This window comes from Streptococcus sp. E24BD, from assembly GCF_041807825.1.
Classification (GTDB): Bacteria; Bacillota; Bacilli; order Lactobacillales; family Streptococcaceae; genus Streptococcus; species Streptococcus entericus.
In genome coordinates, this window is the sequence record NZ_JBGTZB010000011.1 from 1 (window position 1) to 24607 (window position 24607).

Below are 24607 nucleotides of genomic sequence, written 5' to 3' on the forward strand. Positions count from 1 at the left end.
AAAATTACTTACTAACGAAGAGTGGAATCTTGTCCAAAAACTCGCTTCCGGAAATGCTTTTAAAGGGAAAAAGAATATCATTACAAAAGTGAAAAAATTAATCAAACAACTTGAAGGTGAGTGATGATCGATTTTCTATGCCAACTCTTGCTGTAGTAACCCCATTTCTTTTTTGAGTCATCCAAGTTTGCTATAAAAACTCCCAGGTTTGTCAAGTTTACTTCGATATTGATGTCCGGACACTTTTTAAAAAAGTGTCCTACACAATCTCCTCTAAAAAGATTAAACTAAGTCCATCAAAACGAAATGAGGATACACGATGTATTTGGGACACTATGCTCTAGCAACTACTGTTAAGGCTAAAAAACCTGAATTGCCTGTTATGCCGATTTTTTTTGGCAACAGGAGCCATTGATATTGTTAATGGGATTAGCATCATGTTAGGTATCTCAAGGGTAGATCCTATTTTGGAAACAAAACCTTACCTATACTTTGATTTAACCCAAATTGACTGGGATCACTCGCTCTTAATGGGAATCGTTTGTTCCTTAGTCGCAGGTAGCTTAGCCTATTTTTTCTATCGAAAAGATAATACTATTGGCCTGTCAACTACTTTAGTAGCTTTTTCTCACTGGCTACTGGATTTTCCTTTCCATAATGCTGATTTAGTGCTCTATCCTGGCTCTTCACTCAAATTTGGTTGGGGATTATGGAGAGTGATGGGTGAATACGCCAGCTTTATTCTGCCTGCTTTTATCTTTAAATGGCTCTATCAGCAAACAGGTAAACCCATCAAAACAATTTAATCAATCACTTTAAAAATTAGCTGACCAAGTTCCTCAATACTGAGAGGCGTGGTCGGCTTTTTTAGGAGATAAGTCAAGGTTGACACAACAGCAGATGCTAGTATTTCCAAGGTGATGTCAACTGTTTTGGGGTGGCTGATGGCTAATTTCGGATAAAAATGGTATTTGATAGCTTGTTTCCACTTGTCAATAAAGGCTGGGTTGGGTCTTTTGATCAAGGAAGCTTCAAAAAACTCACGGTGTTTGGTCACAAAATCAATCGTCACTGCAACAAATGCCAAATCATCTAGCTTAATCAAGGGACCCGTTCCCTGCATCAACTCAAGCACTATCCTATCTTCAACTTCAACCTTCAGCTGCTCAACATGGTCACAATAGTTATAGAAACTAGACCGTGACAAGGGAGTTGCTTGACAAATAGTAGATACGGTTAGTTTTTACTGGGAATCAGCATAGAGCCCTAAAAATGTCCGATGAAGTGCTAGTTGGGTGTTATTCAGTTCAAATGAAGTAAATGATGGGGTATAGGGATTTATCATCAGTTCGTTTTCTCAGCTTTCCTTGCCCGAATCAATACTAGCTGGTCACCAAAAGCGACTAATTCGCCGAGGATTTGGTGATCCTTGAGTTGTCTGATGTTAAAGACAATCTCGATTTTGCCATCATGCTCACCAATGGTTGCCTTAAGTGTTGTGACTGACAGGGCTTCAAAATAATCTTGAGTGAGGAAGTATTTGAGTGAAGCTTTTTCAAAGACAACCTTGAGCTGGTCCCCCTGTCGATCAACCCTTTCAACAAAGGCAGCATCCAGACAAGCCTTGACCAGACCAATCTCAATCAGATAGGCTACCTGGTCTGGGTACTCTCCAAAGCGGTCAATCAGCTCATCTTGCAAGTCCTGATAATCTGCTCGGCTATTGATTTCACGAATCCGCTTATAAATAGCAATTTTCTGTCGCTCATCAGTGATGTAATCAGATGGCAAGTAGGCATCCATTTGGAGGTTGAGCTCAGCATTGCCTTTCTCTCTGGCAGTTGACTTGCCTTGCTTTTTGGCAATAGCTTCCTCAAGCAATTGACTGTAAAGCTCAAAGCCAACTGAGTCAATAAAGCCAGACTGTGATGCCCCAAGGATATTACCCGCCCCACGAATGGACAAATCCCTCATGGCAATCTTAAAACCAGATCCTAGTTCTGTGAAGCCCTTAATCGCCTCCAAACGCTTCTCGGAAACCTCTGTCAAGACCTTGTCAGGTCGGTACATAAGGTAGGCGTAGGCGATGCGATTGCTACGGCCAACCCGACCTCGAAGTTGATACAAGGTTGACAGACCCATCTTGTCAGCATCCTCGATAAAGAGGGTATTAACGTTAGAAATATCAACCCCAATTTCAATGATAGTCGTAGCCACTAAAACATCATAAGTCCCAGCGATAAAGTCCAACAGGGTATTTTCTAGTTGTATCTCTGTCATCTGACCATGGACAAAGCTAATGCTTGCCTCTGGCACCAGGTCTTTGAGGTCTGACACTTTCTTGTCAATCGTGTCAACTCTATTGTAAACGTAGAAGACCTGTCCACCCCTGTCCATTTCCCGAAGAATCGCTTCGCGGATCATGCCAGGATTAGTCTCCATCACATAGGTTTGAACAGGGTAGCGATTGGTTGGTGGTGTCTCAATCACCGATAAATCACGGATACCAAGCATGGACATGTGAAGGGTTCTAGGAATCGGTGTCGCTGTCAAGGTCAACACATCCACCTTACTTTTCAACTCTTTTAACCGTTCCTTATGCTTGACACCAAAGCGCTGCTCTTCATCAATGACCAAAAGACCCAAGTCTAGGAAGTCAACGTCTTTTGATAGGAAACGATGGGTGCCGATAATAATGTCAACTTGACCTTTACGTAACTTGTCAAGAGTGTCAATTTGTTCAGTCTTACTTCTGAACCGACTCAGAACATCCACATTAACAGCAAAATTGTCGAACCGCTCACGGAAGTTGTCATAGTGCTGTTGGGCAAGGACAGTTGTCGGCACGAGAACAGCTACCTGCTTGCCACTGTTAACAGCCTTAAAGGCTGCTCGCATGGCAACTTCAGTCTTACCAAAGCCGACATCACCGACCAAAAGCCGATCCATGGGCTTATCTTTTTCCATATCAGCCTTGATTTCCTTGATGGAGCGTAACTGATCATCTGTTTCAGCATGAGCAAAATCATCATCAAACTCCCGCTGCTGGTCATCATCTGGAGCAAAGGCAAAGCCCTTGAGCTGGCTACGTTCGGCATAAAGTTTCAGCAAGTCATCAGCAATGTCTTCCACCTGCTTGGACACTTTTTGCTTAGCCTTTTGGAAACGACCATCATTGAGTTTATTGATTTTAGGAACTTTGCCGTCACTAGCGACGTACTTGGACAAGCTGTCAATCTGATCAATGGGAATGGAAATCCGGTCAGCATGTTGATACTCAATGGTTAAATAATCCCGATGAATTCCCGATACCTTGATGGTCTCAATCCCTAAAAAACGACCAACACCATGAACCTGGTGAACCACATAATCACCTGTTGACAACTCACTGTAATCTTTGATTCGTTCAGCGTTAGAGATGTTCTGACGACGCGGACGACGCTTGATTTTTTTATGAAAAATTTCTCGTTCAGTGATGACCACTAAACGCTCATCTGCAAAATAGAAGCCGCTAGTTAGTTGACCAATAGTGGCTTGCACCTGACCTTTTAAAAGCTTGTCAGATTGACAGTATTGTAAATCAAATTGATAATCTTGTAAACTTTTTATTAACTTTTCTAGGCTAGATTCTGTTGTTGCTTGCAAGACAACCGTTGACCCTTGTTTTTGATAACGCGCAATTTCATCAATCAAGAGAGGAAACTGATTGAAAAACTCCTGCATGGGGTATTGGGTAAAATTGTACAACTGATCGAATTTGATATTGCCCAAGCCCTTATGGAAGGTTGAAAAGAAGGTAGCAGGTTCGTATTTTCTCAACTGTGCGTAGCTATCGGCAAAGTAAGATAAGGTTGACAGAGATTTACCATGTTGTAAATCATCTGTCAAGAGATTGGCGGCTTCTAATTCAAAGCGAGCATGTCGGTCAACGATTTTTTGAAAATCATCAAAGAAAACGGGTGTTCCAGTCGGCAAGTAATCCATCAAGGTATGGGGATGTTCGTAGAGCAGCGACAGCCATTTTCCAAGATCACGATGCCGATAACCAGCCTCTGTCGTTGACAAGAGGTCACTGAGGTAGGGTAGCGCTTCATCAGAAGCCTTCTGGACAGCTGACTGCAAAACCTCCACCAATCGCAAGCGATCCTGCTCATCAAAAAGTAGAGTATCTGCTGGAGTGATAACAACTTGCTCGAGATTATCTAGAGATTTCTGACTGTCAATATCCAAGTATCTAATCCTATCCAGCTCATCGCCAAAGAACTCTAGACGATAGGCCTGATCATCTGTCAACCCATAAATGTCTAAAATATCTCCACGTTTAGCAAACTCTCCTTGGTTGGAGACTTGTGACACCTTGGTATAACCCATAGTTGACAATTTCTTGACAAACGTGTCAAGGTCTACCTCCTGACCAAGCGTTAGCGACAACTGAGCTGACTCATACTGTTGAGGGCTTGGCAGATGAAGTCTGGTGCCAATCAGAGTTGTCACTAAAATACCTGTCGCTGACGGATTTAACAAAAAGTTCAAACTCGTCAAGCGAGACTGGGTCCGGTCTTTTGAGGCAAAGATAAACTCAGCTGCTGGCATATCATCTGCAAAAAAGGTGAAGACATGCTCCTCACCAATAAGGCTGGCTAACTCATCTGCTATTTTTTCAGCGTCATTCTGACTAGAGGTCACCAGAACCAATTTACCTCTTGTCTGTTCATAGGCAAAGGCAATAGCCAAGCTCTTACTTGACCCTGATAAGCCCATGACAAGCTGACGATTTCTGCTAGAAAGGCTGGATGCCCACTCTTTTAAGGGTTTACTTTGACCAATCAGGTCAATTAAAGTCATCTTATCCATTGTACTGCTGCATTGTCTTTTCAAAGTCCTTGGTTTGCAAATAGAATTTGACAGCACTGTCAACCTTATCCAAGGTATTTAGAATGGTGATGTAATCGTCTTGGTCAAATCTTGTCAAAACATGATTGACCACTGCGACATTCGGTTTTGGACGGCCGATACCAATTTTGATACGGTCAAATTCTTGACTACCGATATGAGCAATGATTGACTTGATACCATTGTGACCGCCAGCTGATCCTTTTTGGCGGAAGCGAATCTTGCCCACTTCCATGTCAAGGTCGTCATAGATGACAATCAAATCCTTGAGGTCAATGTTGTAGAAGGCCAGAATGGCTCGAACGGCAAGGCCACTGTTGTTCATATAAGTGGTCGGCTTGACAAAGTAGACCTTTTGACCATTGATAACACTTTTAGCGATATAGGCTTTGAAGGTTTTATCTTCTGTAAAGGTGGCGTCAAGGTCCTTGACAAGTCTGTCAATGGCCATGAAGCCGACATTGTGGCGGGTCTGGTCATACTTGCTGCCGACATTACCCAACCCAACGATGAGTTTTACCATGCTAGTCTCCTATTTCTATAATTAAGTATTCACCATGTTCCAAGCTAATCTCTTGGTACTTATTGGTGTGTGGAATTTGTTTATTGAAGCAGTAAAGGGCATTGATAACCCCACCATGAGTAATAATTAGAACTGTTTGATCCATTGTTTTTAGTTTATCGTAAAAACGAGAAACTCTCTTGAAAAAATCTGCTGGGCTTTCCCCATTTGGATAGGCTTCTTGATAGGAAAGGGTATTGTAATAGAGACCTGGGTACCATTTTTCTGCCAGCTGATTGTCTAATCCTGATAGGTCACCATTATTGATTTCTCTCAAGTCACTATCAACTGAAAATGATAGTTGGCACTTTTTTGCAATGATGTCAGCAGTCTCTAGGGCACGTAGCAAATCACTAGAAATCATCTGGTCAATCATCAACTGAGTGAGAGATTCAGCAGTTTTAGCAACCTGCTCTCTTCCTAGTGCTGTCAATCCTTGCGAACTCCAGCCACCACGATAGCCTTGCTCATCTTGTCCGTGCCTCATAAGAATAACTGTCATCTTTTTTACCTCAATATCTAAACACCAAAAGGGCTGGAAAAAGGTTCCAGCCGATTTAAGCATCAAATGTCTATCTTTTTCTTGAAAGATAAGTAGGCAAGCCTTAGTCATTAAACGCGTGGTTTATCAAAACAACTTAACACCTAATAGCTCTAAGAAAAATGCTAGACGTTAAATCTAAACTCCATGATGTCACCATCTTGGACAATGTATTCCTTGCCTTCTTCACGCAGGCGACCAGCTTCTTTGACTGCCTTCTCGCTACCATAGTGCATGAGATCGTCGTAACTCATGGTCACCGCACGGATAAAGCCTTTTTCAAAGTCGGAGTGAATGATACCAGCTGCTTGTGGCGCCTTAATCCCCCGCTTGAAAGTCCAAGCACGCACCTCTTTTTCACCAGCAGTAAAGTAGGTGCCAAGCCCTAATAAGTGATAGGCAGCACGGGTCAACTTATCTACACCTGACTCAGTCAAGCCGATGGCTTCTAAGAACTCTGTCTTATCTTCATCTTCCAGTTCAGAAATTTCTTCTTCGGCACGGGCTGAAATCACTACCACTTCCGCATTTTCCGTCGCTGCAAAGTCACGAATTTGCTGGACATAGCCGATATTGTCAGGGGCTGCGACCTTGTCCTCATCGACATTGGCCACATAGAGGATAGGCTTGGTGGTCAAGAGGAAGAGCTGCTTGACAATCTTTTGCTCGTCATCAGTGAAATCAACCGTCCGAGCTGACTTCCCGTCTTCAAGGACAGGCTTGATTTTTTGCAAGATAGTGAACTCCGCAACGGAATCCTTGTCTTTTTGGGTACGCGCCATCTTCTCTACACGCGCATAGCGTTTATTGACACTTTCAAGGTCAGCTAAAATAAGCTCCAAATTGATGGTTTCAATATCCGCAATCGGATCGACAAAGGCGTCTTCACGGCCTTGCTCGCGCATGACATTTTCATCATCAAAAGCACGCACCACATGGACAATAGCGTCCACTTCACGGATGTTGGCCAGGAATTTATTGCCCAGCCCCTCCCCACGAGAAGCGCCTTTCACGATACCTGCAATGTCGGTGAACTCGAAGGTCGTCGGTACTGTCTTTTTCGGTGTGATCAGGTCGGTCAACTTTTGCAGACGCTCATCTGGCACCTCCACCATGCCGACGTTTGGATCAATGGTCGCAAAGGGGTAGTTAGCCGCCTCCGCACCAGCTTTGGTAATTGCGTTGAAAAGGGTTGATTTGCCCACGTTTGGCAAACCGACGATACCTGCTGTTAAAGCCATAATTTTTTTCTCCATCTAAAAATTCAATCATGACTATTATAGCAGAAAATCAACAAAAAAGCTTGCTCGGTGCAAGCTTATTTTCCTAATATCCATCCGATATAACCTAGGATAGGTATAATAACCCACCAATAATCTGCTAAGAAATCCCAGACATTCATTTTACCATAGCCTTGATGTTGGTGAAACTCAGCTGGAATTTTAAATTCTTTTTCAACTTCAACCACTTTCTCAACAATAACTGGCTCAGGTTTGATTCCTGTCGCCAGCTCATCTAGAGTCACTTCAAAGATTGACGATAGCTTTACAAGGGTGTCAAGGTCAGGTGCCGTTTCACCGTTTTCCCATCGTGAGATGGCTTGACGCGAAAGATGGAGTTGATTAGCTAAGTCATCTTGCGATAGACCTTTTTGATGACGGAAATCTTTTAATTGCTCTGCAAATTTGTTCATCAGAGTTACCTCGCTTTCTTTACCTTTATTCTATCAAAAAATCCCCGAGCAGCCTAGAAACAGTTCAGGGAAGACCGCAACAAAAGGTGGCAATAGTTACGTTTCTATCAACTTAGAAAAAGGAAATCAACCAAGGAATCACAGCTAGCAAAATCCACCAATATTCTGAGAATAAATCCAGTAAAATAGATAGTCCATCTCTTTTTTCATATTTTCCTGTCTCAGGATTTAGAACAAATTCTCTCCCCTTCAAAAGTTGAAGATTTTCATCATCATCTTCTTCTACTTTGTCATTAAAATTGACTGGCTTCACACCCGTCACCAGCTCGTCAAGGGTCACCTCAAAGATTGACGCTAACTTGACAAGGGTGTCAAGGTCAGGTGAGGTTTCGCCGTTTTCCCATCGTGAGATGGCTTGACGAGAAAGATGGAGTTGATTGGCTAGGTCATCTTGAGACCAGCTTTTTTGGGTGCGGAGTGTTTTTAATTGCTCTGGAAATTTATTCATACCGTCAACCTCGCTTTCTTTACACCCATTATAGCCAAATTTCTTTGAGCAAACAAGAAACAGATAGCTTGAAAGAACGCAACAAAAGGTGGCAAGTCCTTAATGACTTGATTTTTTAAAGTTTCTATAAGTCCACAGGACTAGTCCAAACACTAATAACAATCTAATGACCAAAATACTAAAGCCATTTAACCAAAAGCTATCCAAGAAAAAGCCTTGAGATCCTTTATGAGACAACTGTAACATCAAACCTGCTGTATTAGAGGTTGATACAGAGACAATGGTCAACAATTTATGAATAAGCCCACCTTGAAAGACTTGTAGGAGAAAACTTGGTACAAAAATCGCACCAGCAGACACCGCAAAGGTTGTCAAGGGAGAATTGGTTTTGCTGGAGATAAAGGCATTGACAGCTGTGATGAAGATAAGACCGATAAACTGAAAAATAACTAGGTTGACAAAGGTTGACAGAAGTGTCAATTTCTCTGGAAAGGCCATGATGTTTTCAAAAGGCGTAATCCAGTCAAGGTTGAGCTGGACACTAGTATCCCAGCCGCTGAACCCAAAATACCAAGCAAAGACCGCTAAAATAATGGCATAAAAGGCAACAAACAAACTGGTACTAATCACTAAACTAGCTGTCAATTTAGCCACTGTCAATTTATTACGACCGTACTTGGTCGTCAAAAGAAGCGGATTCATCTGCTTAGCAGTATCACCAGAAAAGAGAGGGGCAGATAGGTAGACAGACAAAAGCAAGACAAGGATATAGGCACTGTTACTGACTAGAAAGAGTTGGTTCCAAGGGGCGAAATTTCCCAGCTTCAAGTCCCCAAGTGGGAAATGCGATCCTAGCTCTTCCTGAGATTTCAGTTTGATGTTATCAAATTGGAGCACCTCATCACTCTGGTTGATGGCAATCAGCATCTCCGTTGGTTCTGGAACTAGGGTATTGATGGCGTAATGAGAAACCACGCTGTAAACACCTTTTTTCTTGAGGTCAGGTTGATTTTTGGCGTAATCATTGAGGATGGAGCTGATTAAATCGTCAGATAAATAGCCACTATGCTCTTCGGCAATCTGCCGATTGATAGCAACGGCTGCCTTACCTTTTACGATAGCACCGTGGTAACCATTACTAATATGACTCCAGAAGAAATGCATATAAAACAAGCCAAGTAAGGCTAGTAGGGCAACCGTTACTGCTCCTAGAGCTGATTTTTTACGGAGTAATTTGGTCAATTCAAAGGATAAGATAGTTCTCATGAGACTTGCTCCTCTCTAAAGTGGTAAATGTAGAGGTCTTCCAAGGTTGGTTGAACAAGCTGAGCTTGCTGGCTTGGTCGATCATCGCTGACCACACGGAACACTCGGCCAGATGAAGTCACTTTCTCATTGATCACGGCAAGGTGGTCACCGCTTGGCAGATGTGAACCGTCAGGCACAGGAAACTCCCAGACCTTACCAATCATGGTCGCAAGCAACTCTTGGCTACTGCCCTGCTGAAGAAATTGCCCATTTTTCAAAATGATAATCTCCTTGGCGATGGCCTCCACATCGGAGACGATGTGGGTGGATAAAATGATGATTTTGTGGGCGGACAGGTCGCTGATAATGTTGCGAAACTTAACCCGCTCCTTGGGATCGAGCCCCACCGTCGGCTCATCCAAAATCAGAATTTTCGGATCATTGAGTAGAGCTTGAGCGATGCCTAGCCGCTGCTTCATGCCGCCAGAGTAGGTCGCAATCCGCTTGCGACGGACATCGTAAAGCCCAACCAGTCGCAGCAAGTGGTCAGCCTCTTTTTTGGCCTGTTTTTTAGGCATGCCTTTTAAGGTTGCTATGTAGAGTAGAAAGTCCAGACCTGTAAAGTTTCCATAATAGCTAAAGTGCTGGGGCAGAAAACCTACCTGCTCATAAAAGTAGCTAGCCTCACGCTTACCGTCCAGCTCGATGGTTCCGCTGTCGGGGTTGGTGAAATGGCAGAGCAGGTTAAGCAGGGTAGTCTTACCAGTTCCGTTAGCCCCCAGAAGTCCATAGAGGCCAGGGGTCAGCTGAGCAGAAATCTGGTCAAGGACGATTTTAGAACCATACCGCTTAGAAATCTGATGTAAATCAAGTTGCATAAGAACCTCCTAAATTGATGTGCTGTGTCTCAAACATTATTTGTTTGTCAATTAAGTAGCAGTCATCCTCTAACCCTCCTTGCTCTTTCTGCTCCCAGTATAGCCTAGTAGTGCTAAACATTCCAGCACTTTTGCTGTCAACTAAAGGTTTTCCATCTGGTTGCAACCCTTGACAACACTGAGTTTGAGCAGGTGCAGACCTTTTTTAGACCATAAAAAAATACCTGAACTGCATGAGCTCAGGGGATAACTTAGTAGTATGTCGAAGGGATAATTTTAAATATCGCTAAAAGAATATAAAGCAGTAGAGTCAGTAAGAGATTACCAATGATAATCCAATAAAGTATGATAACCTTTTTAACTGTCCAAGTAGAAGCAGATTTTTCGACAATTCGCTCAATCTTGACTTCAGGTGCCTTACCAAGCACCAGCTCATCCAGACTCAGGTCTAAGATTGACGCCAACTTGACAAGATTGTCAAGATCAGGTGTTGCGTCTCCCTTCTCCCATTTGGAAATAGACTGCCGTGACAAGAACAGTTGATTTCCCAAGTCCTCTTGTGATAAGTTCTTAGCCTTTCTTGCCTGTTTTAACTGCTCTGAAAATATGGTCATAGAAACTCTCCTGTATTCTTGATAAGTCTAGTATAGCCCAAAAATAATTGGCAAGCAAATATTTTAAGGTGTCAACCAGCAGTTGACAGAGACAAATATAGTGTTTATGTACCAAAATTCATAATAGCAATAAAGAGTAAAATTAAGATTGAAATCACTAACCAACGATTTTTAGGATCACTGACGAAATGATAGAAAGTGATTTGGGAAGGAGCTTCTTTTTCGATAATACGTTCAATGATACGCTTTGATGATGATGACTTTCCAATAATCAGCTCATCTAAACTCACCTCAAACCGATTGGCCAGTGTTACTAGACTATTTAAATCAGGAGTTGATTCCCCGTTTTCCCATTTAGAAATCGTTTGACGAGAGACAAATAATTCCTTTGCCAAATCATCTTGAGACAGGTGATGACTGGCTCTTAGCTGTTTGAGTTGTTCAGGTAATTTAATCACATCAACCTCCAACAATATTAGGTTTAAATTGGTAAAAGAGATACAAGGATAGCATCAATAAAAAGGTGCTCTGCATAGCTATTGTTGCTGGACTTTCAGAAACACCAAATAGCAGCATAACAGCTGTCCACCAATGAATACCCCCATGAACAGCAACTGCTGCCCAGCTCGTATCAAATATAATGGTTAGTAAGCTAGCCAGACAAGCAAAGCTAAACGCATATCCCATGACCAATAAACCCATCCAAATACCTTCCTTAAACAGGTGGATTGCATGAATAGCTGTAAAGAGAAGGACTGACCAAATCATAGAAGTTAATTGGCTATATCGAGTTTTCAATCTATTTAATATATAAGCCCTAAAAATCAATTCTTCTGGAAACCCTTGTTTGATAAAAGCCTCAGCAAAGAACATAATCAAGGTAAAAATAATAGCAGTAGCATTAACTGTTCCACGAATTAAAAAAGGCTTTTCATGAAATACTAGTCGAGCTATCACAGCACTCGTCACAACAGGAAGGGCTGTTAGCATCAGAGAAACTAAAAATCCCTTAGCTGATTTTTTGGTCCAAGTCATCTTTAAAACTGATAACCTTGTTTTGTCAAATATTACGGTAAAAAAGTAAATAAGGACAACAGCAAAACTATTCATCAGCAAATCAATTAAAGGACTTGGAATATCAAAATATGCTAATCCTATAGAACCTAATAAAAAAGTGACCGTTAGCATTATCGATTGTAATAAGGGATGGTGTTTCATGAGTAATTCTCCTTTTAACGTGATAAGGCTAGTATAAGCCATTTTCGGCTGAAAAACTAGCAACATCTTACGCCACTATCCATTGCATAATCCTCTAAAAACCGCATAGTTATAGCTTTTATAACTGTAGTACCTTCTTCATCTTCCGCTCAAAATCATGGCGGCTCATCATAACAATGTGCTCGCAGTTGGTGCATTTGATTTTGATGTCAGCTCCTACACGCACCACCTCCCAGCTGTTGGCTTTTTTACCAGTTGATTTGACGGTGCAGGCGTGGGGCTTTTTCATTTCCACAAGGGATCCTAATTGATACATCTGATTCTCCTTTAACTATAAATCCACCTGGTCTGACAGATCAAATTAATACTTGACAACTCTGTCAAGTCACCGTCAATCTGAACAAGCTCAGGCTTTTCAAATTCTATCTCCACCTCTTGCCCTACTAAGTGAGAGAGGTGTTTGCTTTTCTCGTGACCTTTCAAAAGAATGGGGACCAAGGTCAGTAAATTGCCAAAAATCCCTCTATCCTTTGCCCAAACACAGACCATTTCCTTTCTTGTCACATGGCTGCTCGTCCAGATGGTCACCCCACCACCGAAAAAGGTGTTATTAGACACAGAGAAGAAAAAGAGATTATCAAGGTCAACAAGTTGACCGTTAACCGTCAGACGGACAGACACAGGGCAAGTGACAAAGAGGGCTTTAATTCCTAGTAAGATATAGGCTAACTTGCCCATAGAAAAACAGTTCAAGCCCTTTTTAAGTCCTGATTGCTCAGATAAAGCCACAGTCTGAGCAGCATAGGTAGCGTCTAGGCTGTTCACCACCACTTGCTGGTCATTGGCTAGAACAGTGGTGGCTTTGGGAGCATGGTTGAGCAGTGACCTCATGACCTGTGCCATCGTGAGACCACCTAGCGAACGAGCAAAATCATTACCAGAACCTGCTGGTAAGTAGGCAAAGGGAAGCTCAGCTGGCCAGTAACTCAAAGACTTGGACAAGGTCCCATCTCCACCGATGATGAGGAAACGGTCCCTAGACGGCTCAAATTGGCTCAGAATAGTCTTGACATGTCTTTTCTCATCAGTTTTGCCTTATCTGTGGCAAATAAAGCATAGGAGAGTTCTGGATAGGTCTTCTTGAGGGTAGCAACCAGCTGAGTAGCTCTGCCATTGCCAGAAGAGGGATTGTAAAGAATATATACTGTCATCTATCTACCAAAAAAGCCCACGAGGAGCTTTTGTTTAATTGGTGCGCACAGGCGTCACGAGTTGGATAAAGTTCTCACTATCATCAGCAGGAGTGAGGGTAAAGGGACGAACAGGGGAGATAAAGCGAATAGTGACCTGTTCACTCTTGATGGCTTTGAGGGCATCAATCAAATAAGTCGGGTTGAAACTGATGGTCAACTCACTGCCTGAGATACTCTCGGTATCAAGTTCCTCGTGAACCTGACCAACCTCTGGCGAATTAACATGGGCAGCGACAGCCTTACCTGTGATTTCAAGTTTTACTGTCCCATTTTGAGTCGCATTAGACATGAGGTGAGCACGCTCCATAGCCTGACGAAGTTTGCTAGTGGTGAAGACCACTTCTGTGTCGAAAGTCTTTGTCAAGAGGCGGTCGGTATCGGGATAATTCCCCTCAAGCAGGCGCGTGTAAAAAGAAATAGTTTCTGTTCTAAAAAGCATCTGGCTGCTAGAGAAGAAGACTTCAACTGTCTCAACCTCATCATTAAAGACTGCTGAGAATTCTCTTAAGGAACGACTAGGAACAACCACATCAAAGTTATCGCTGGCTTTTTCCAAGCTGATTTGACGTTGGCTCAAGCGGTGAGAATCTGTTGCGACAGCCTTGAACTCTTGATGATGAGATAACACCAGATGCACACCAGTCAAAATCGGACGACTTTCTTGAGTGCTAGCTGCGAAGGCTGTTTCTGCAATCAACTGACGTAACACTTTGGTTTCAAAAACGAGAGGGTTGCTGGTTGAAATTTCTTGCAGACGAGGGTAGAGGTCAACATCCTTACCTTTTAGAATAATTTCAGACTTACCGCTACGAATAACAACTTGTTTTTGTTCAATTTCAGTGACCTCGAGGCTGACATCAGGCAGACTTGACACAACATTGATGAAAAAGTTAGCTTCAAGTAAGATGGCACCTGGTGTCGTAATTAAAAGTCCTGCATCTTCTTGAGAACTTGCAATGGTATGCTCAATTGAAATTTGACCATTTGACCCTGTTAGGGTCAAATAATCTTTCTTAACCTCAATTTTAATTGTAGACAAAATAGGGATAGCATTTTTACTTGAAATAGCTCGCTTGGTGGCATTTAAGGCTTGTAGGAAAAAAGCTTTATTGATGGAAAATTGTAGCATGGCATCTCCTTTATTTTATAAGTATTAGAATTAGTAATAGTAGTAGGTCTTGTTGATAATGGGGAAAAGACAATTATTTATTGAATTAACTAAGCAAAAGCACTGTGGATAACTTGTGGAAAAAGGGTAACTTAGAAAGAAAGTTTTACACAGCCTAGGTCAGTTTACTTTTGATGGTATTGATTTCGATTTCCAGATTGACATCTTGTTCAATCATGTCTTTGATTTTATTGTAGGAATGTAGGACTGTTGAATGGTCTCGTCCACCGAATTCTTTTCCGATTTTTGGTAAGCTGTAGTCTGTCATGACACGGGTCAGATAAATGGCAATTTGACGAGCTAAGACAATATTTTGTTGTCGTTTAGTTCCTTTTATATCTTTAACAGCAATGTCATAGAATTTCCCAACTTGTTCTTGAATATCACCAATAGCGATGACTGTTTTTTTGATTTTATCCGGCTTAATGGCACGAAGAGCTTCAGCAATTAAATCTACGGTAATGGTTGTTGCACCTTTAGCATTAGCCACAAGGCTAATATTTTTTAAAGCCCCTTCTAGCTCACGCACGTTAGAATCAAATTGATTAGCGAGATATTCAATAGCTTCTGTTGGAAAATCAAAGGCATAATCTTGTATTTTATCAAGGAGGATAGCCACACGTGTTTCGTAGTCAGGAGGTGTAATGTCCTGTGTTAACCCCCAACTGAAGCGCGTCACAAGACGTTCTTCCAAGTCATTTAGCTGGTCAGGCGCACGGTCACTGGTCAGCACAATTTGCTTGTTATTAGCGTGAAGGGCATTGAAGGTATTAAAAAATTCTTCCTGCGTCCCTGTTTTTTTGGCCAAGGATTGAATGTCATCGATGAGAAGGACATCCAGCTCTCGAAATTGATTTTTCAATTCTTCCATGCTGGATAATTTGATGTGGTTGACAAATTCATTGACAAAATCTTCAGTGGTGATGTATTTCACCTTTGCTCTCGGGTTGTCTTCCAATACCTGATTGCCGATGGCATTCAGAAGGTGTGTTTTTCCAAGTCCAGGACCGCCCCAGATAAAGAGGGGGTTATAAACTGTTCCTGGGTTACTGGAAACAGCTAGAGCAGCCGCAAAAGCCCAAGCACTGCCTTTTCCTTGGATGAAATTATTAAAGCGGTATTTTGGATTGAGATTGGCTTGTTGAGGTGAGTGATAGACCTCCTCAACAACTGTTGGTTGAGCTAAGCTAACCTGTCTAAACTCATCGTTTGTGATGTCCTCATCAGTGAGGTAGTTAATCTTAATTTCATCATCATAAACCTCAAAACCAGCTGTTAAAATAATTGATTCAATATTGGTTTGCCAGAAATTTTGCTTGACTTTTGGGACAAGAATTTGAGCAGTCTTATCCTGAACCTTTATCAATTTAGAATCAAGTATAAAATATTCAAAGGTTTTTTCAGTGAATTCTTTTTTTGATAAGTCTAGTATCTTATTCCAAAAGAGATGTTCTTGTTTAGTCATTAGTGTCTCCTTGGTTGCTTGTTTTTCTATTTTAGCATATTTTAATAAAGTTTTCCACAAGTATATTAGTTTCCTTCCACATTGTTAAAACAACTTTTCCACATCTTGTGGAAAAGTTGTGAATTCATTTGATAAGCTGGTTATTTAAGATGAATGACTTGTGGAAAAAGGCTGTTTTTAAGATTTACTTATCAACAGCAATCGTCAACCTGTTGATAAAATTGTCGATATCATCAAAAGAAGAAAATTCAATTTTGAGATGGCCTTTGCCTGCTTGATTGAGAGTGAACTGACAATTTAATCCCAGTTGTTGTTTTAAAAGCATTTCTTGTTCTTTGATAAAAGGATCTGATTTTTTTGATGCTTTAACAGGTCTTGTTTTTAATTGCCTTTCGAGTTGGCGCACGGTCCAATCCTTTGCAATGGTCGCCTCAAGCCAATTATTTTGGTTTTGTTTAGGGAGGCTTAGTAGCAGTCTAGCATGCCCAGAGCTGATACGCTTAGTGATGAGAGCTTTTTTTGCCTGTTCCGTTAAGTTAAGCAGTCTCAGGCTATTTGAGACATAAGGACGAGATTTTCCTAACGTGTTAGCAATCTCGTCATGGGTAACACCTAGTTTATCAATCAATTGCTGATAGGACAGGGCTTCTTCTATGGGATTAAGATCATAGCGCTGAAGATTTTCAATGATAGCTTGCTTCATGCTTTCTTCATCAGTTAGCTCTTTCACAATAGCTTGAATATGCGTTAACCCAGCTAACTGGCAGGCCCTAAAACGACGTTCACCAGCAATCAATTTATAGCCAACAAGAGGTGATTTTCGGACAATAATAGGCTGAATTAAGCCATTTTCTCTGATGGATTGGGCTAGTTCTTCCAATTCTTGTTCTGAAAAGTTCAAGCGTGGTTGATAAGGATTTTTTGAAATGCTATTGATAGGAAGATTGACCAGTTGCTCTGCCATATGACCTGCTTTCTATGATAAAACTCACTTTACTTTATTGTAAAGTGAGTTTTTAATCTTGTCAATTATTGCGTTGAAGAGAGATCTTGAGTTGTTTTTGTCAAGGTGATGTTGACTGTTTTCTTTTCATTTTTTCGATAGAAGGTTACAGTAATTGTATCACCGAGTTTATTTTTATAAAGAACGCTCTGAAGGTCACTGATAGAATGAATCGGCTCATCGTTGATGGCTGTGATGACATCATAAGGTTCAAGTTTGCCCTCTGCAGGCATGCCTTCTTGAGCGCTAGCAACGACAATGCCACTTGTAACGTCGTTTGGAAGATTCAACTGACCGTAGAGATTGGCAGCGACGTCGGTGAGATTTGCCATAGTAATCCCGATAACTGGTCGAATGACCTGACCGTTGGTTTCAAGTTGGCTGATAATGGACACAACATCATTTGATGGAATGGCAAAGCCCATACCTTCGACAGCAACGTTGGTGCGTGATGAGGTGATTTTGACCGAGTTAATCCCGATAATCTGTCCTTTGATGTTCACAAGAGGACCACCAGAGTTACCTTGGTTAATAGCGGCATCTGTTTGGATGGCATTGATTGATACGGTCTGTCCTTTATTGTTGGTTGAGGTCACTGTTCGGCTCAATCCTGAAATGATGCCTTCTGTGACAGAATTGGCATATTCACTGCCAAGTGGACTACCGATAGCGATAGCAGGTTCTCCCAGGGTAAGTGTGGAAGAGTCCGCAAACTGTGCGACAGTTTGGATGGTGTCAGATGAGATTTTGATGACGGCTAAATCGGAATAAGTATCAGCTCCGACCAATTCTCCCTCCAGTCGAGTGCCGTTTGAGAGGATAATTTCGAGTTTTTCAGCCCCTTCAACCACATGGTTGTTTGTCACCACGTAGGCAAATTTGCCATCTTTTTTGTAGATAGCTCCGGACCCTTCACTGTGAACGGCCAATTCTCCAGATTGAGTTGTGGCACTGCTATTGCCAAAAATCCGACTGTATAAATCCTCTTGGCTAACTTGTGTTTGGTAGTTAACCACAGAAACAACAGCATCTTGGATTGTTTTGACCGCTTCAGTGGTGGCTGTTTTGACTTCTGTCTGGTTAATGGTTACCTTACTTTCACTACTATTTGTGGTGGTCGTTGTTTGCGAGATAATGTTATGATTAGGTAAATAGCCGATTAGGGCGTAGGTTGATAGCCCGCCGATGATTCCTGATAAAACCATCAGCACTAAGATAATTAATCGTTTAAAAAACTTAGATGTCATAGTTTATTCTCCTTTTGATGTTGTGGATAATATAATCCCCTTGACTTAATTATATCTTAAAACAGTTAAAAAATAAAGTTTCCACAGTCTGTGGAAAACCTTGTGAATAACAACAATATTTTGTGGTATAATACTATTATGAACATCAAATTAATCAGTGTTGGAAAATTAAAAGAGCACTATCTCAAAGATGGTATTGCAGAATATAAAAAGCGTCTTGGCCGTTTTGCTAAGGTTGATTTGATTGAAGTTGCTGACGAAAAAACACCTGACCGCGCTAGCTTTCTTGAAAATCAACAGATTATGACGAAAGAAGCAGAACGTATTTTAGGTAAGATTGGTGACCGTGATTTTGTCGTTGTTCTAGCTATCGAGGGGAAACAGCTGTCGTCAGAGGATTTTAGCCAGCTTATTCAGGAAAAGATGACGGCAGGTTATTCCACTTTGACCTTTGTCATTGGAGGGAGTTTAGGGCTTTCTGATGCTATAAAAAAGCGAGCTAATGTGAACTTGAGTTTTGGTCACTTGACACTGCCACATCAGCTGATGAGGTTAGTCCTTATCGAACAAATTTACCGTGCTTTTATGATTGCTGAAGGTAGCCCTTATCACAAATAGGAGAATAGTGTGAGGAAACATCGTGTGTTTGATGCCTTTTGGGTAGCCTTTACCATGGCTGCTATCAGCGGGTTTATCAATGCTTATACTTACAACACTCAAGGTGGGCGTTTTGCAGGTGCTCAGACAGGAAATTTAATTTTTCTTGGTCTTCGTTTAGCTGAATTCAAATGGCTTGAGGCTTGGTCTTATTGTTTGCCTATCTTGGTATTTGGTATAGGGCAATTGCTGATTTATGTGATGAAAGACTGGGCGTTATCAGCTGGTTGTCCTTACCATTTGTTAGCGATACGCGTGATGATGGCTCTGCTATTTCTCGCAGCTGTTAGTGCTCCAATGGTCGATAGTGATATCACCATATCGATGCTAGCCCTTTTTTCATCATTTCAAGTTGAAGTGTTTAAGCGAATCGGATCTATCCAGTATGCCAATGTCATGATGACGGGAAATGTTAAGGCAGGTGCTTATCTTTTGTCAGAAGGCTTTTTATCGGGCAATCAGGTGAAAATCAAACAAGGTATGCAAAGATGTGCTGTGTTAATCAGCTTTATTCTTGGCATTATCCTTTCCCATTACCTGTCTGCCTTTTTGGAGGAATTCGGTTTATTTTTACTGTTTCCTCCTCTGTTGGTTATTCATAAAGTTATTCGTCAGGAAAAATAAAACAGCCAAGGAAAACCTTAGCTGTTTAACTCTGATTCCAGCAGGATTCGAACCTGCGACCGTTCGCTTAGAAGGCGAATGCTCTATCCAGCTGAGCTATGGAACCATAACAGAACCATTTTACCAAAAACCTTCTCTAGTTGTCAACGGCTAAAAAGTTCAAAAAAGTTGAGCAGTAGACTAGACAAAACAAAAAATATCTGCTAAACTAATAAAGTATTAAACGACACGCTCCGTTGGTCAAGGGGTTAAGACACCGCCTTTTCACGGCGGTAACACGGGTTCGAATCCCGTACGGAGTGTTCTATCCGCCATAGCTCAGTTGGTAGAGCGCATGACTGTTAATCATGATGTCACAGGTTCAAGCCCTGTTGGCGGAGTATAAAGTACATAGAAACGTTGAAAAATCAACGTTTTTTTCATTTTTCAAATATGAGATGCTTATATTTTTTACATAAAAAGTTAGGAAGTTAGTAAAATCATTGTCAATGAGACTTATTAACGTTCATGTAAATTGTAAAATCATTTTTATAGATATTAACGTAGAAATAGTAAATCAAAAAAGTTACTATTTTTTAGACAAAAAGAAATAACCCGTTCCCACTTTTGAGCGATTAGGATGGGTTATATCTGAAATACGAGCCACCGTCTTAAACGGTTCTACGTTGAGTTGAGTTCCCGCTCAGCTCTTTTCTATTTCTATTATATCATTTCTAAAATAAATAGCAAGTTTCATCACATTTGATGGTGGCAATTTTGGACATTTGATTGCTTGATGAGTTGCCGTTTTCGATGAGAATAAAATAAAACAAAAGAGATCATTCCGATGCTGGAGAGTATAGTTGCTGCTTTTAGCCCATTTGGGACAAAGGTCAATACAATTTCTCCATGCCCTTTTTTGGCATCTAGGAGGATTAAACCACCGTTAGCAGATTTGACAGGAAGTGGTTTCCCATCTTGTTTAGCTGTCCATCCCTTATCATAGGGGAGGGTGACCAAAAGCGAGGCGTCAGCCGGGCTATCATAGGTAATCGAGACTTGATTGCCGGCAGATGTCACATCCACTGCTCGGCTATTGACCTGATCAATCGCTTGCTGATAAGCCAAGGTATCCAGAGCATAGATATTGGGTTTATGGAAGCTGACGTCAGTTGTCTCAGGAAAAATCATCTCAATCTCAAGGTTTTGAGCAGAGGCATAATACCCTAAATCAAATAATGAAAAAGCATTGTCACGGGTAAAACTCATCAACTGCCCATTGATAAGAATTTTTGTTTCTTTATTATCTGGATTTGACGAGGTGGTATGAGGCAAACTCAGATAAACTTGACTATTTGAGGTGACCTCAATGCTAAAATTAGCACTAGATGAACCATCGTCTTTTTTGACAGTTGTGACAAGTTGCTTGTCAACATCTGTTAGGTTATCTGTAAAGCTTGACAATTTATAAAAATACGTATGATTAAGACCTGATAACTGATTGAGTAGCTTGGTTTGGTTGTCAAGTGTATTGACAGTGAGGTCAAAATCAGTAAATGGTTCCTTAGTCAGAATAGCTAATTGGCTAGCATTACGATTTTCATAAAGAAACATCTCACCAATTTGGTTTCCAAACTCAAAGCCATATTTATTAAGGGGGTTATGATGCAGATTGAAAGTGATGTTGAACAGACTGTCAGCAATTAAGGTATTGTTTTGGTAACGCAGATTGAGATTTGTGCCGTCAGATCGGAAACCAAATTTATCCAATAATTGGCTAGATTGACGGTTACGAACAGATGAAAATTGAGAAATCCCGTTATAACCAAACTTCATGCTATCATTACCTGTTTGTGGTAGCAACCTTTCCATGCGAAAGAAAGTTGCATGCTTATCCTTTGCAGACTTGACAAGGTTGTCAATATCTGACAACTGTCTCTCATAGCTATCACGTGATGGAAAATGCCATTCTTGGCTTAAAGCGTTTAACTGATAGTAACTGTTGACACTTATTTCAAAAACTGTAAAGAAAAGTGTCAAGACAATGTAAAGTTTATATGGAATTTGTTTAGCGTGAAAACTAACAAATATAATGAGATAAGCCAACAGGAACAAGGCTGTTATCCCAAATTGCTCAATGTGTAAAAAAGGGTAGTGAGAGCGGAAGTAGACTATTGCTGAAAAACCAAATAGTAGGAAAGCAAACACGGTGATAAGGTGTGCCCATTTGACCTTTTCAAGATGCTCTAAAGTTTTCCCAGCTAGATAAATAATGCTAATGGAAAAGACCCATGAGTAGCGATGAAGAAACATATTTGGCGCATGCATCCCCTGCCAGAACAAGTCTAATGGCTCCAAATAAAAGCTAGCTATAATTGTCATCAAAAGCAGTGCATAGGCGAGTTTAATGGGCCATTTGATAGATTTTATTGTGAAAAATAGCAGAGCGAGAATCAGGGGCAACAAGCCAACATAAATCATCGGAATGGCTCCGAATTTAGTGGTATCATAGCTACCGACAAAATTTTTAGCAAATAAATCCAGATACCAAGATTTTTCTGTCAAGATTTTTGACAACTTTGTCAAGGTTTCACCATGTGTTCTCAAATCCAGATAGGTTGGAAGGAGCATGACGGCACTGATTAAACCAGATAAAACAGAACAAATGATAAAATCAATGATTGAGCGCAAGCGGTTCTTGACAGACTCTGTCAACTGAACTAAAAACCATAGACTGATAAAAATGGCTGTCATATACCCAAAGTAGTAATTTTGGATAAAGAGTGTGGTTAAAGCAGTGACATACAACCAGTAACTTTGCTGATGAATCAACCGATGCAAACCAAGTATAATCAGAGGAACTAGGATAAAGACATCCAGCCACATGTTGATTTCAATTTGGCTTATGCTAAAACTCATCAAGGCAAATAATGTTGATAGACTGATAAGTAACCAATGATTGGCTTTTTTATAAATAGTTGACAGACTTGTAAAGGTTGACAAACCTATCAAACCTACCTTGACAAGTGTAAATAAGTAGAGCGCATCAGGCATCGACTTGACATCAAAAAAGTAAACCAAAGGAGACAAGAAACTGCCTAAATAGTAGCTCATTAACGCATAAAAATTAAGCCCTAAACCACTTGTAAAGCTGTAGAAAAGACTATCTTGACCGTGCAGGATATTTCTCAGTGTTGTTGCAAAAATGGCATACTGATGAAAACCGTCACTGGCTAGGATAGTGGTATCGCTTCCCCACCAGATATTTTGGATTGACAAACTAATTGACAGTATTGTCAAGGGAATAAAAAAGCTAGCAAGAAAAAAGAAATATTTTTGTTTCATGGATTATTTTTAAGAAAGAGAGCTGGTTACCCAACTCTCCATAGATTATTGTGCCCAAAGAGCCTTAACCTTGGCTTGCACTTCAGCATTTTCAAGGAATTCATCATAAGTCTCGTCAATACGGTCGATTACCCCATTTTTAGAAATGACCAAGATGTGGTTAGCGAGTGTCTGGATAAACTCATGGTCATGGCTGGCAAAGATAATGGATTCTTTGAATGCTTTGAGACCGTCGTTGAGAGCCGAAATAGATTCCAAATCCAAGTGGTTGGTTGGGTCATCAAGGATGAGAACATTAGACTTGAGGAGCATGAGTTTGGATAGCATAACACGCACTTTTTCGCCCCCTGACAAGACGTTGACAGGCTTGAGAGGCTCATCACCTGAGAAGAGCATGCGGCCTAAGAAACCACGCAAGAAGGTGTTATCATCCTCTTCCTTGTTGGCAAATTGGCGGAGCCAGTCAAGGATAGACTCGCTGCCAGCGAAGTCTTTGGTGTTGTCTTTTGGCAGGTAGCTGCGAGAGGTAGTCACGCCCCACTTGATTGTTCCCTCGTAATCAATTTCTCCCATCAAGGCACGGATGAGAGCAGTTGTTTGAATATCATTTTGCCCGATAAGAGCAGTCTTATCGCCCGGACGTAGGATAAAACTGATATTGTCCAAGATAACCTCACCGTCGATGGTTACTTTCAGGTTTTCAACGGTCAAGAGGTCGTTACCAATCTCGCGTTCAGACTTGAAGTTGACAAAGGGGTATTTACGGCTGGACGGGACAATTTCTTCCAGCTCAATCTTATCCAACATCTTCTTACGAGAGGTGGCTTGTTTAGATTTAGAAGCGTTCGCTGAGAAACGAGCAACAAATTCTTGGAGTTGCTTGATTTTCTCTTCTGCCTTAGCATTGCGGTCAGCTTGCAGGCGAGCAGCCAATTCAGAAGATTCTTTCCAGAAGTCGTAGTTACCAACGAAAATCTTGATTTTACCGAAGTCCAAGTCAGCCATGTGGGTGCAGACCTTGTTTAGGAAGTGACGGTCGTGAGACACCACGATAACGGTATTGTCAAAATCAATCAAGAAGTTCTCCAACCAAGTGATGGACTGGATGTCCAGACCGTTGGTTGGCTCGTCTAAGAGGAGTACATCAGGCTTACCAAAGAGGGCTTTGGCAAGGAGCACCTTGACCTTATCGCCGTTAGCAAGTTCGCTCATATTTTGGTAGTGGAGGTCCTCAGAGATATTGAGGTTTTGGAGCAATTGAGATGCTTCGCTCTCTGCTTCCCAACCCCCAAGCTCGGCAAAAGCACCCTCTAGCTCAGCCGCACGGACACCATCTTCCTCAGAAAAATCTTCTTTCATGTAGATGGCGTCTTTTTCTTTCATAATGCTGTAAAGCTCATCATTGCCCATGATAACCACGTCAATGACACGCTCGTCCTCATAGTCAAAGTGATTTTGACGCAGGACAGAGAGACGCTCATTTGGACCTAGTGACACGTGACCAGTTGTTGGCTCAATATCGCCAGCCAGGATTTTCAAGAACGTTGACTTACCAGCACCATTAGCACCAATCAGACCATAGGTGTTGCCCTCAGTGAATTTAATGTTGACATCGTCAAAAAGTTTTCGGTCGCTAAAGCGAAGCGACACATCAGAAACTGTTAACAAACGTATTACCTCATTTTTTCTATAATCCCCTTTATTTTACGAT

24 protein-coding genes and 3 tRNA genes are annotated in these 24607 nt (G+C 41.3%); 5 read left to right on the forward strand and 22 right to left on the reverse strand.

Going from position 1 to position 24607, the window contains the following annotated elements; all coding sequences use genetic code 11:
• Positions 1–437: 437 nt before the first annotated feature.
• The gene (locus tag ACERC5_RS03930; protein WP_373660186.1) at positions 438–806 is read left to right on the forward strand and encodes a hypothetical protein; all 369 of its coding nucleotides are present in this window, start codon (positions 438–440) and stop codon (positions 804–806) included.
• Here the strand turns inward: ACERC5_RS03930 and ACERC5_RS03935 are convergent.
• From ACERC5_RS03935 to ACERC5_RS04025, 19 genes are all read right to left on the reverse strand, one after another.
• Entirely contained in the window at positions 803–1207 is a 405-nt protein-coding gene (locus tag ACERC5_RS03935; RefSeq protein WP_373658725.1) for a hypothetical protein, read from the reverse strand. The two genes, ACERC5_RS03930 and ACERC5_RS03935, sit on opposite strands and share 4 nt — an antisense overlap.
• A 137-nt stretch (positions 1208–1344) precedes the next feature.
• The gene (mfd, locus tag ACERC5_RS03940; protein ID WP_373660187.1) at positions 1345–4854 is read right to left on the reverse strand and encodes a transcription-repair coupling factor; all 3510 of its coding nucleotides are present in this window, start codon (positions 4852–4854) and stop codon (positions 1345–1347) included.
• Positions 4847–5416 carry an aminoacyl-tRNA hydrolase gene (gene pth, locus ACERC5_RS03945; protein WP_373658723.1) on the reverse strand — a complete coding sequence of 190 codons (570 nt, stop codon included), beginning with the start codon at positions 5414–5416 and terminating at the stop codon, positions 4847–4849. Before pth ends, mfd begins: the two co-directional genes overlap by 8 nt.
• A 1-nt stretch (position 5417) precedes the next feature.
• The gene (locus ACERC5_RS03950; protein WP_373658722.1) at positions 5418–5957 is read right to left on the reverse strand and encodes a histidine phosphatase family protein; all 540 of its coding nucleotides are present in this window, start codon (positions 5955–5957) and stop codon (positions 5418–5420) included.
• A 164-nt stretch (positions 5958–6121) separates the two neighbouring features.
• A complete protein-coding gene (gene ychF, locus ACERC5_RS03955) occupies positions 6122–7237 on the reverse strand; it encodes a redox-regulated ATPase YchF (protein WP_373658721.1) in 1116 nt (371 codons plus the stop codon).
• A 77-nt stretch (positions 7238–7314) separates the two neighbouring features.
• Entirely contained in the window at positions 7315–7689 is a 375-nt protein-coding gene (locus ACERC5_RS03960; RefSeq protein ID WP_373660188.1) for a helix-turn-helix domain-containing protein, read from the reverse strand.
• 112 nt (positions 7690–7801) lie between these two features.
• Positions 7802–8197 carry a helix-turn-helix domain-containing protein gene (locus ACERC5_RS03965; RefSeq protein ID WP_373658719.1) on the reverse strand — a complete coding sequence of 132 codons (396 nt, stop codon included), beginning with the start codon at positions 8195–8197 and terminating at the stop codon, positions 7802–7804.
• Between the two features lie 99 nt (positions 8198–8296).
• Positions 8297–9463: a hypothetical protein gene (locus tag ACERC5_RS03970; protein ID WP_373660189.1), complete on the reverse strand. Its 1167-nt coding sequence runs from the start codon at positions 9461–9463 to the stop codon at positions 8297–8299.
• Positions 9460–10323: an ABC transporter ATP-binding protein gene (locus ACERC5_RS03975; protein WP_373658717.1), complete on the reverse strand. Its 864-nt coding sequence runs from the start codon at positions 10321–10323 to the stop codon at positions 9460–9462. Before ACERC5_RS03975 ends, ACERC5_RS03970 begins: the two co-directional genes overlap by 4 nt.
• 251 nt (positions 10324–10574) lie before the next feature.
• Entirely contained in the window at positions 10575–10937 is a 363-nt protein-coding gene (locus tag ACERC5_RS03980) for a helix-turn-helix domain-containing protein (RefSeq protein ID WP_373658716.1), read from the reverse strand.
• Positions 10938–11041: 104 nt separating this feature from the next.
• Positions 11042–11395, reverse strand: coding sequence for a helix-turn-helix domain-containing protein (locus ACERC5_RS03985; protein WP_373658715.1), 354 nt, complete (start codon positions 11393–11395; stop codon positions 11042–11044).
• A 1-nt stretch (position 11396) separates the two neighbouring features.
• The gene (locus tag ACERC5_RS03990) at positions 11397–12155 is read right to left on the reverse strand and encodes a type II CAAX prenyl endopeptidase Rce1 family protein (RefSeq protein WP_373658714.1); all 759 of its coding nucleotides are present in this window, start codon (positions 12153–12155) and stop codon (positions 11397–11399) included.
• Between the two features lie 118 nt (positions 12156–12273).
• Entirely contained in the window at positions 12274–12471 is a 198-nt protein-coding gene (locus ACERC5_RS03995) for a DUF951 domain-containing protein (protein WP_373658713.1), read from the reverse strand.
• 11 nt (positions 12472–12482) lie between these two features.
• Positions 12483–13217 carry a diacylglycerol kinase family protein gene (locus tag ACERC5_RS04000; RefSeq protein ID WP_373660212.1) on the reverse strand — a complete coding sequence of 245 codons (735 nt, stop codon included), beginning with the start codon at positions 13215–13217 and terminating at the stop codon, positions 12483–12485.
• Positions 13211–13366, reverse strand: a complete 156-nt coding sequence (locus ACERC5_RS04005) for a hypothetical protein (protein WP_373658712.1) — start codon at positions 13364–13366, stop codon at positions 13211–13213. Before ACERC5_RS04005 ends, ACERC5_RS04000 begins: the two co-directional genes overlap by 7 nt.
• Positions 13367–13400: 34 nt before the next feature.
• Positions 13401–14537, reverse strand: a complete 1137-nt coding sequence (gene dnaN, locus ACERC5_RS04010) for a DNA polymerase III subunit beta (protein ID WP_373660190.1) — start codon at positions 14535–14537, stop codon at positions 13401–13403.
• A gap of 154 nt (positions 14538–14691) precedes the next feature.
• Entirely contained in the window at positions 14692–16041 is a 1350-nt protein-coding gene (dnaA, locus tag ACERC5_RS04015; protein WP_373660191.1) for a chromosomal replication initiator protein DnaA, read from the reverse strand.
• A 184-nt stretch (positions 16042–16225) separates the two neighbouring features.
• Positions 16226–17005 carry a ParB/RepB/Spo0J family partition protein gene (locus tag ACERC5_RS04020; RefSeq protein WP_373660192.1) on the reverse strand — a complete coding sequence of 260 codons (780 nt, stop codon included), beginning with the start codon at positions 17003–17005 and terminating at the stop codon, positions 16226–16228.
• Between the two features lie 65 nt (positions 17006–17070).
• Complete coding sequence (locus ACERC5_RS04025; RefSeq protein ID WP_373658708.1) at positions 17071–18291, reverse strand: S1C family serine protease; 1221 nt, start codon at positions 18289–18291, stop codon at positions 17071–17073.
• A 138-nt stretch (positions 18292–18429) separates the two neighbouring features.
• On the opposite strand from ACERC5_RS04025, the gene rlmH reads away from it, so the two are divergent.
• Positions 18430–18909 (forward strand): 23S rRNA (pseudouridine(1915)-N(3))-methyltransferase RlmH, encoded by a 480-nt coding sequence (rlmH, locus tag ACERC5_RS04030; RefSeq protein WP_026216570.1) that lies wholly within the window; start codon positions 18430–18432, stop codon positions 18907–18909.
• A gap of 9 nt (positions 18910–18918) precedes the next feature.
• Positions 18919–19572 (forward strand): YoaK family protein, encoded by a 654-nt coding sequence (locus ACERC5_RS04035; protein ID WP_373660193.1) that lies wholly within the window; start codon positions 18919–18921, stop codon positions 19570–19572.
• Between the two features lie 32 nt (positions 19573–19604).
• Here the strand turns inward: ACERC5_RS04035 and ACERC5_RS04040 are convergent.
• Positions 19605–19678: transfer RNA gene (locus ACERC5_RS04040), tRNA-Arg, on the reverse strand.
• A 124-nt stretch (positions 19679–19802) separates the two neighbouring features.
• Between ACERC5_RS04040 and ACERC5_RS04045 the strand changes: the two genes are divergently transcribed.
• Positions 19803–19874, forward strand: a tRNA-Glu gene (locus ACERC5_RS04045).
• A gap of 5 nt (positions 19875–19879) precedes the next feature.
• Positions 19880–19952, forward strand: a tRNA-Asn gene (locus ACERC5_RS04050).
• 355 nt (positions 19953–20307) lie between these two features.
• Here ACERC5_RS04050 and ACERC5_RS04055 read toward each other — a convergent pair.
• Complete coding sequence (locus ACERC5_RS04055; protein WP_373660194.1) at positions 20308–22830, reverse strand: YfhO family protein; 2523 nt, start codon at positions 22828–22830, stop codon at positions 20308–20310.
• A gap of 111 nt (positions 22831–22941) precedes the next feature.
• The gene (locus ACERC5_RS04060) at positions 22942–24564 is read right to left on the reverse strand and encodes an ABC-F family ATP-binding cassette domain-containing protein (protein ID WP_373660195.1); all 1623 of its coding nucleotides are present in this window, start codon (positions 24562–24564) and stop codon (positions 22942–22944) included.
• Positions 24565–24607 lie beyond the last annotated feature (43 nt).

Bases quoted from the DNA above. Each gene is read 5' to 3' on its own strand.
- ACERC5_RS03930 (WP_373660186.1), top strand. From the start codon at position 438: ATGTTAGGTATCTCAAGGGTAGATCCTATTTTGGAAACAAAACCTTAC.
- mfd (WP_373660187.1), bottom strand. From the start codon at position 4,854: ATGGATAAGATGACTTTAATTGACCTGATTGGTCAAAGTAAACCCTTA.
- pth (WP_373658723.1), bottom strand. From the start codon at position 5,416: ATGGTAAAACTCATCGTTGGGTTGGGTAATGTCGGCAGCAAGTATGAC.
- ACERC5_RS03950 (WP_373658722.1), bottom strand. From the start codon at position 5,957: ATGACAGTTATTCTTATGAGGCACGGACAAGATGAGCAAGGCTATCGT.
- ychF (WP_373658721.1), bottom strand. From the start codon at position 7,237: ATGGCTTTAACAGCAGGTATCGTCGGTTTGCCAAACGTGGGCAAATCA.
- ACERC5_RS03960 (WP_373660188.1), bottom strand. From the start codon at position 7,689: ATGAACAAATTTGCAGAGCAATTAAAAGATTTCCGTCATCAAAAAGGT.
- ACERC5_RS03965 (WP_373658719.1), bottom strand. From the start codon at position 8,197: ATGAATAAATTTCCAGAGCAATTAAAAACACTCCGCACCCAAAAAAGC.
- ACERC5_RS03970 (WP_373660189.1), bottom strand. From the start codon at position 9,463: ATGAGAACTATCTTATCCTTTGAATTGACCAAATTACTCCGTAAAAAA.
- ACERC5_RS03975 (WP_373658717.1), bottom strand. From the start codon at position 10,323: ATGCAACTTGATTTACATCAGATTTCTAAGCGGTATGGTTCTAAAATC.
- ACERC5_RS03980 (WP_373658716.1), bottom strand. From the start codon at position 10,937: ATGACCATATTTTCAGAGCAGTTAAAACAGGCAAGAAAGGCTAAGAAC.
- ACERC5_RS03990 (WP_373658714.1), bottom strand. From the start codon at position 12,155: ATGAAACACCATCCCTTATTACAATCGATAATGCTAACGGTCACTTTT.
- ACERC5_RS03995 (WP_373658713.1), bottom strand. From the start codon at position 12,471: ATGTATCAATTAGGATCCCTTGTGGAAATGAAAAAGCCCCACGCCTGC.
- ACERC5_RS04005 (WP_373658712.1), bottom strand. From the start codon at position 13,366: ATGACAGTATATATTCTTTACAATCCCTCTTCTGGCAATGGCAGAGCT.
- dnaN (WP_373660190.1), bottom strand. From the start codon at position 14,537: ATGCTACAATTTTCCATCAATAAAGCTTTTTTCCTACAAGCCTTAAAT.
- dnaA (WP_373660191.1), bottom strand. From the start codon at position 16,041: ATGACTAAACAAGAACATCTCTTTTGGAATAAGATACTAGACTTATCA.
- ACERC5_RS04020 (WP_373660192.1), bottom strand. From the start codon at position 17,005: ATGGCAGAGCAACTGGTCAATCTTCCTATCAATAGCATTTCAAAAAAT.
- ACERC5_RS04025 (WP_373658708.1), bottom strand. From the start codon at position 18,291: ATGACATCTAAGTTTTTTAAACGATTAATTATCTTAGTGCTGATGGTT.
- rlmH (WP_026216570.1), top strand. From the start codon at position 18,430: ATGAACATCAAATTAATCAGTGTTGGAAAATTAAAAGAGCACTATCTC.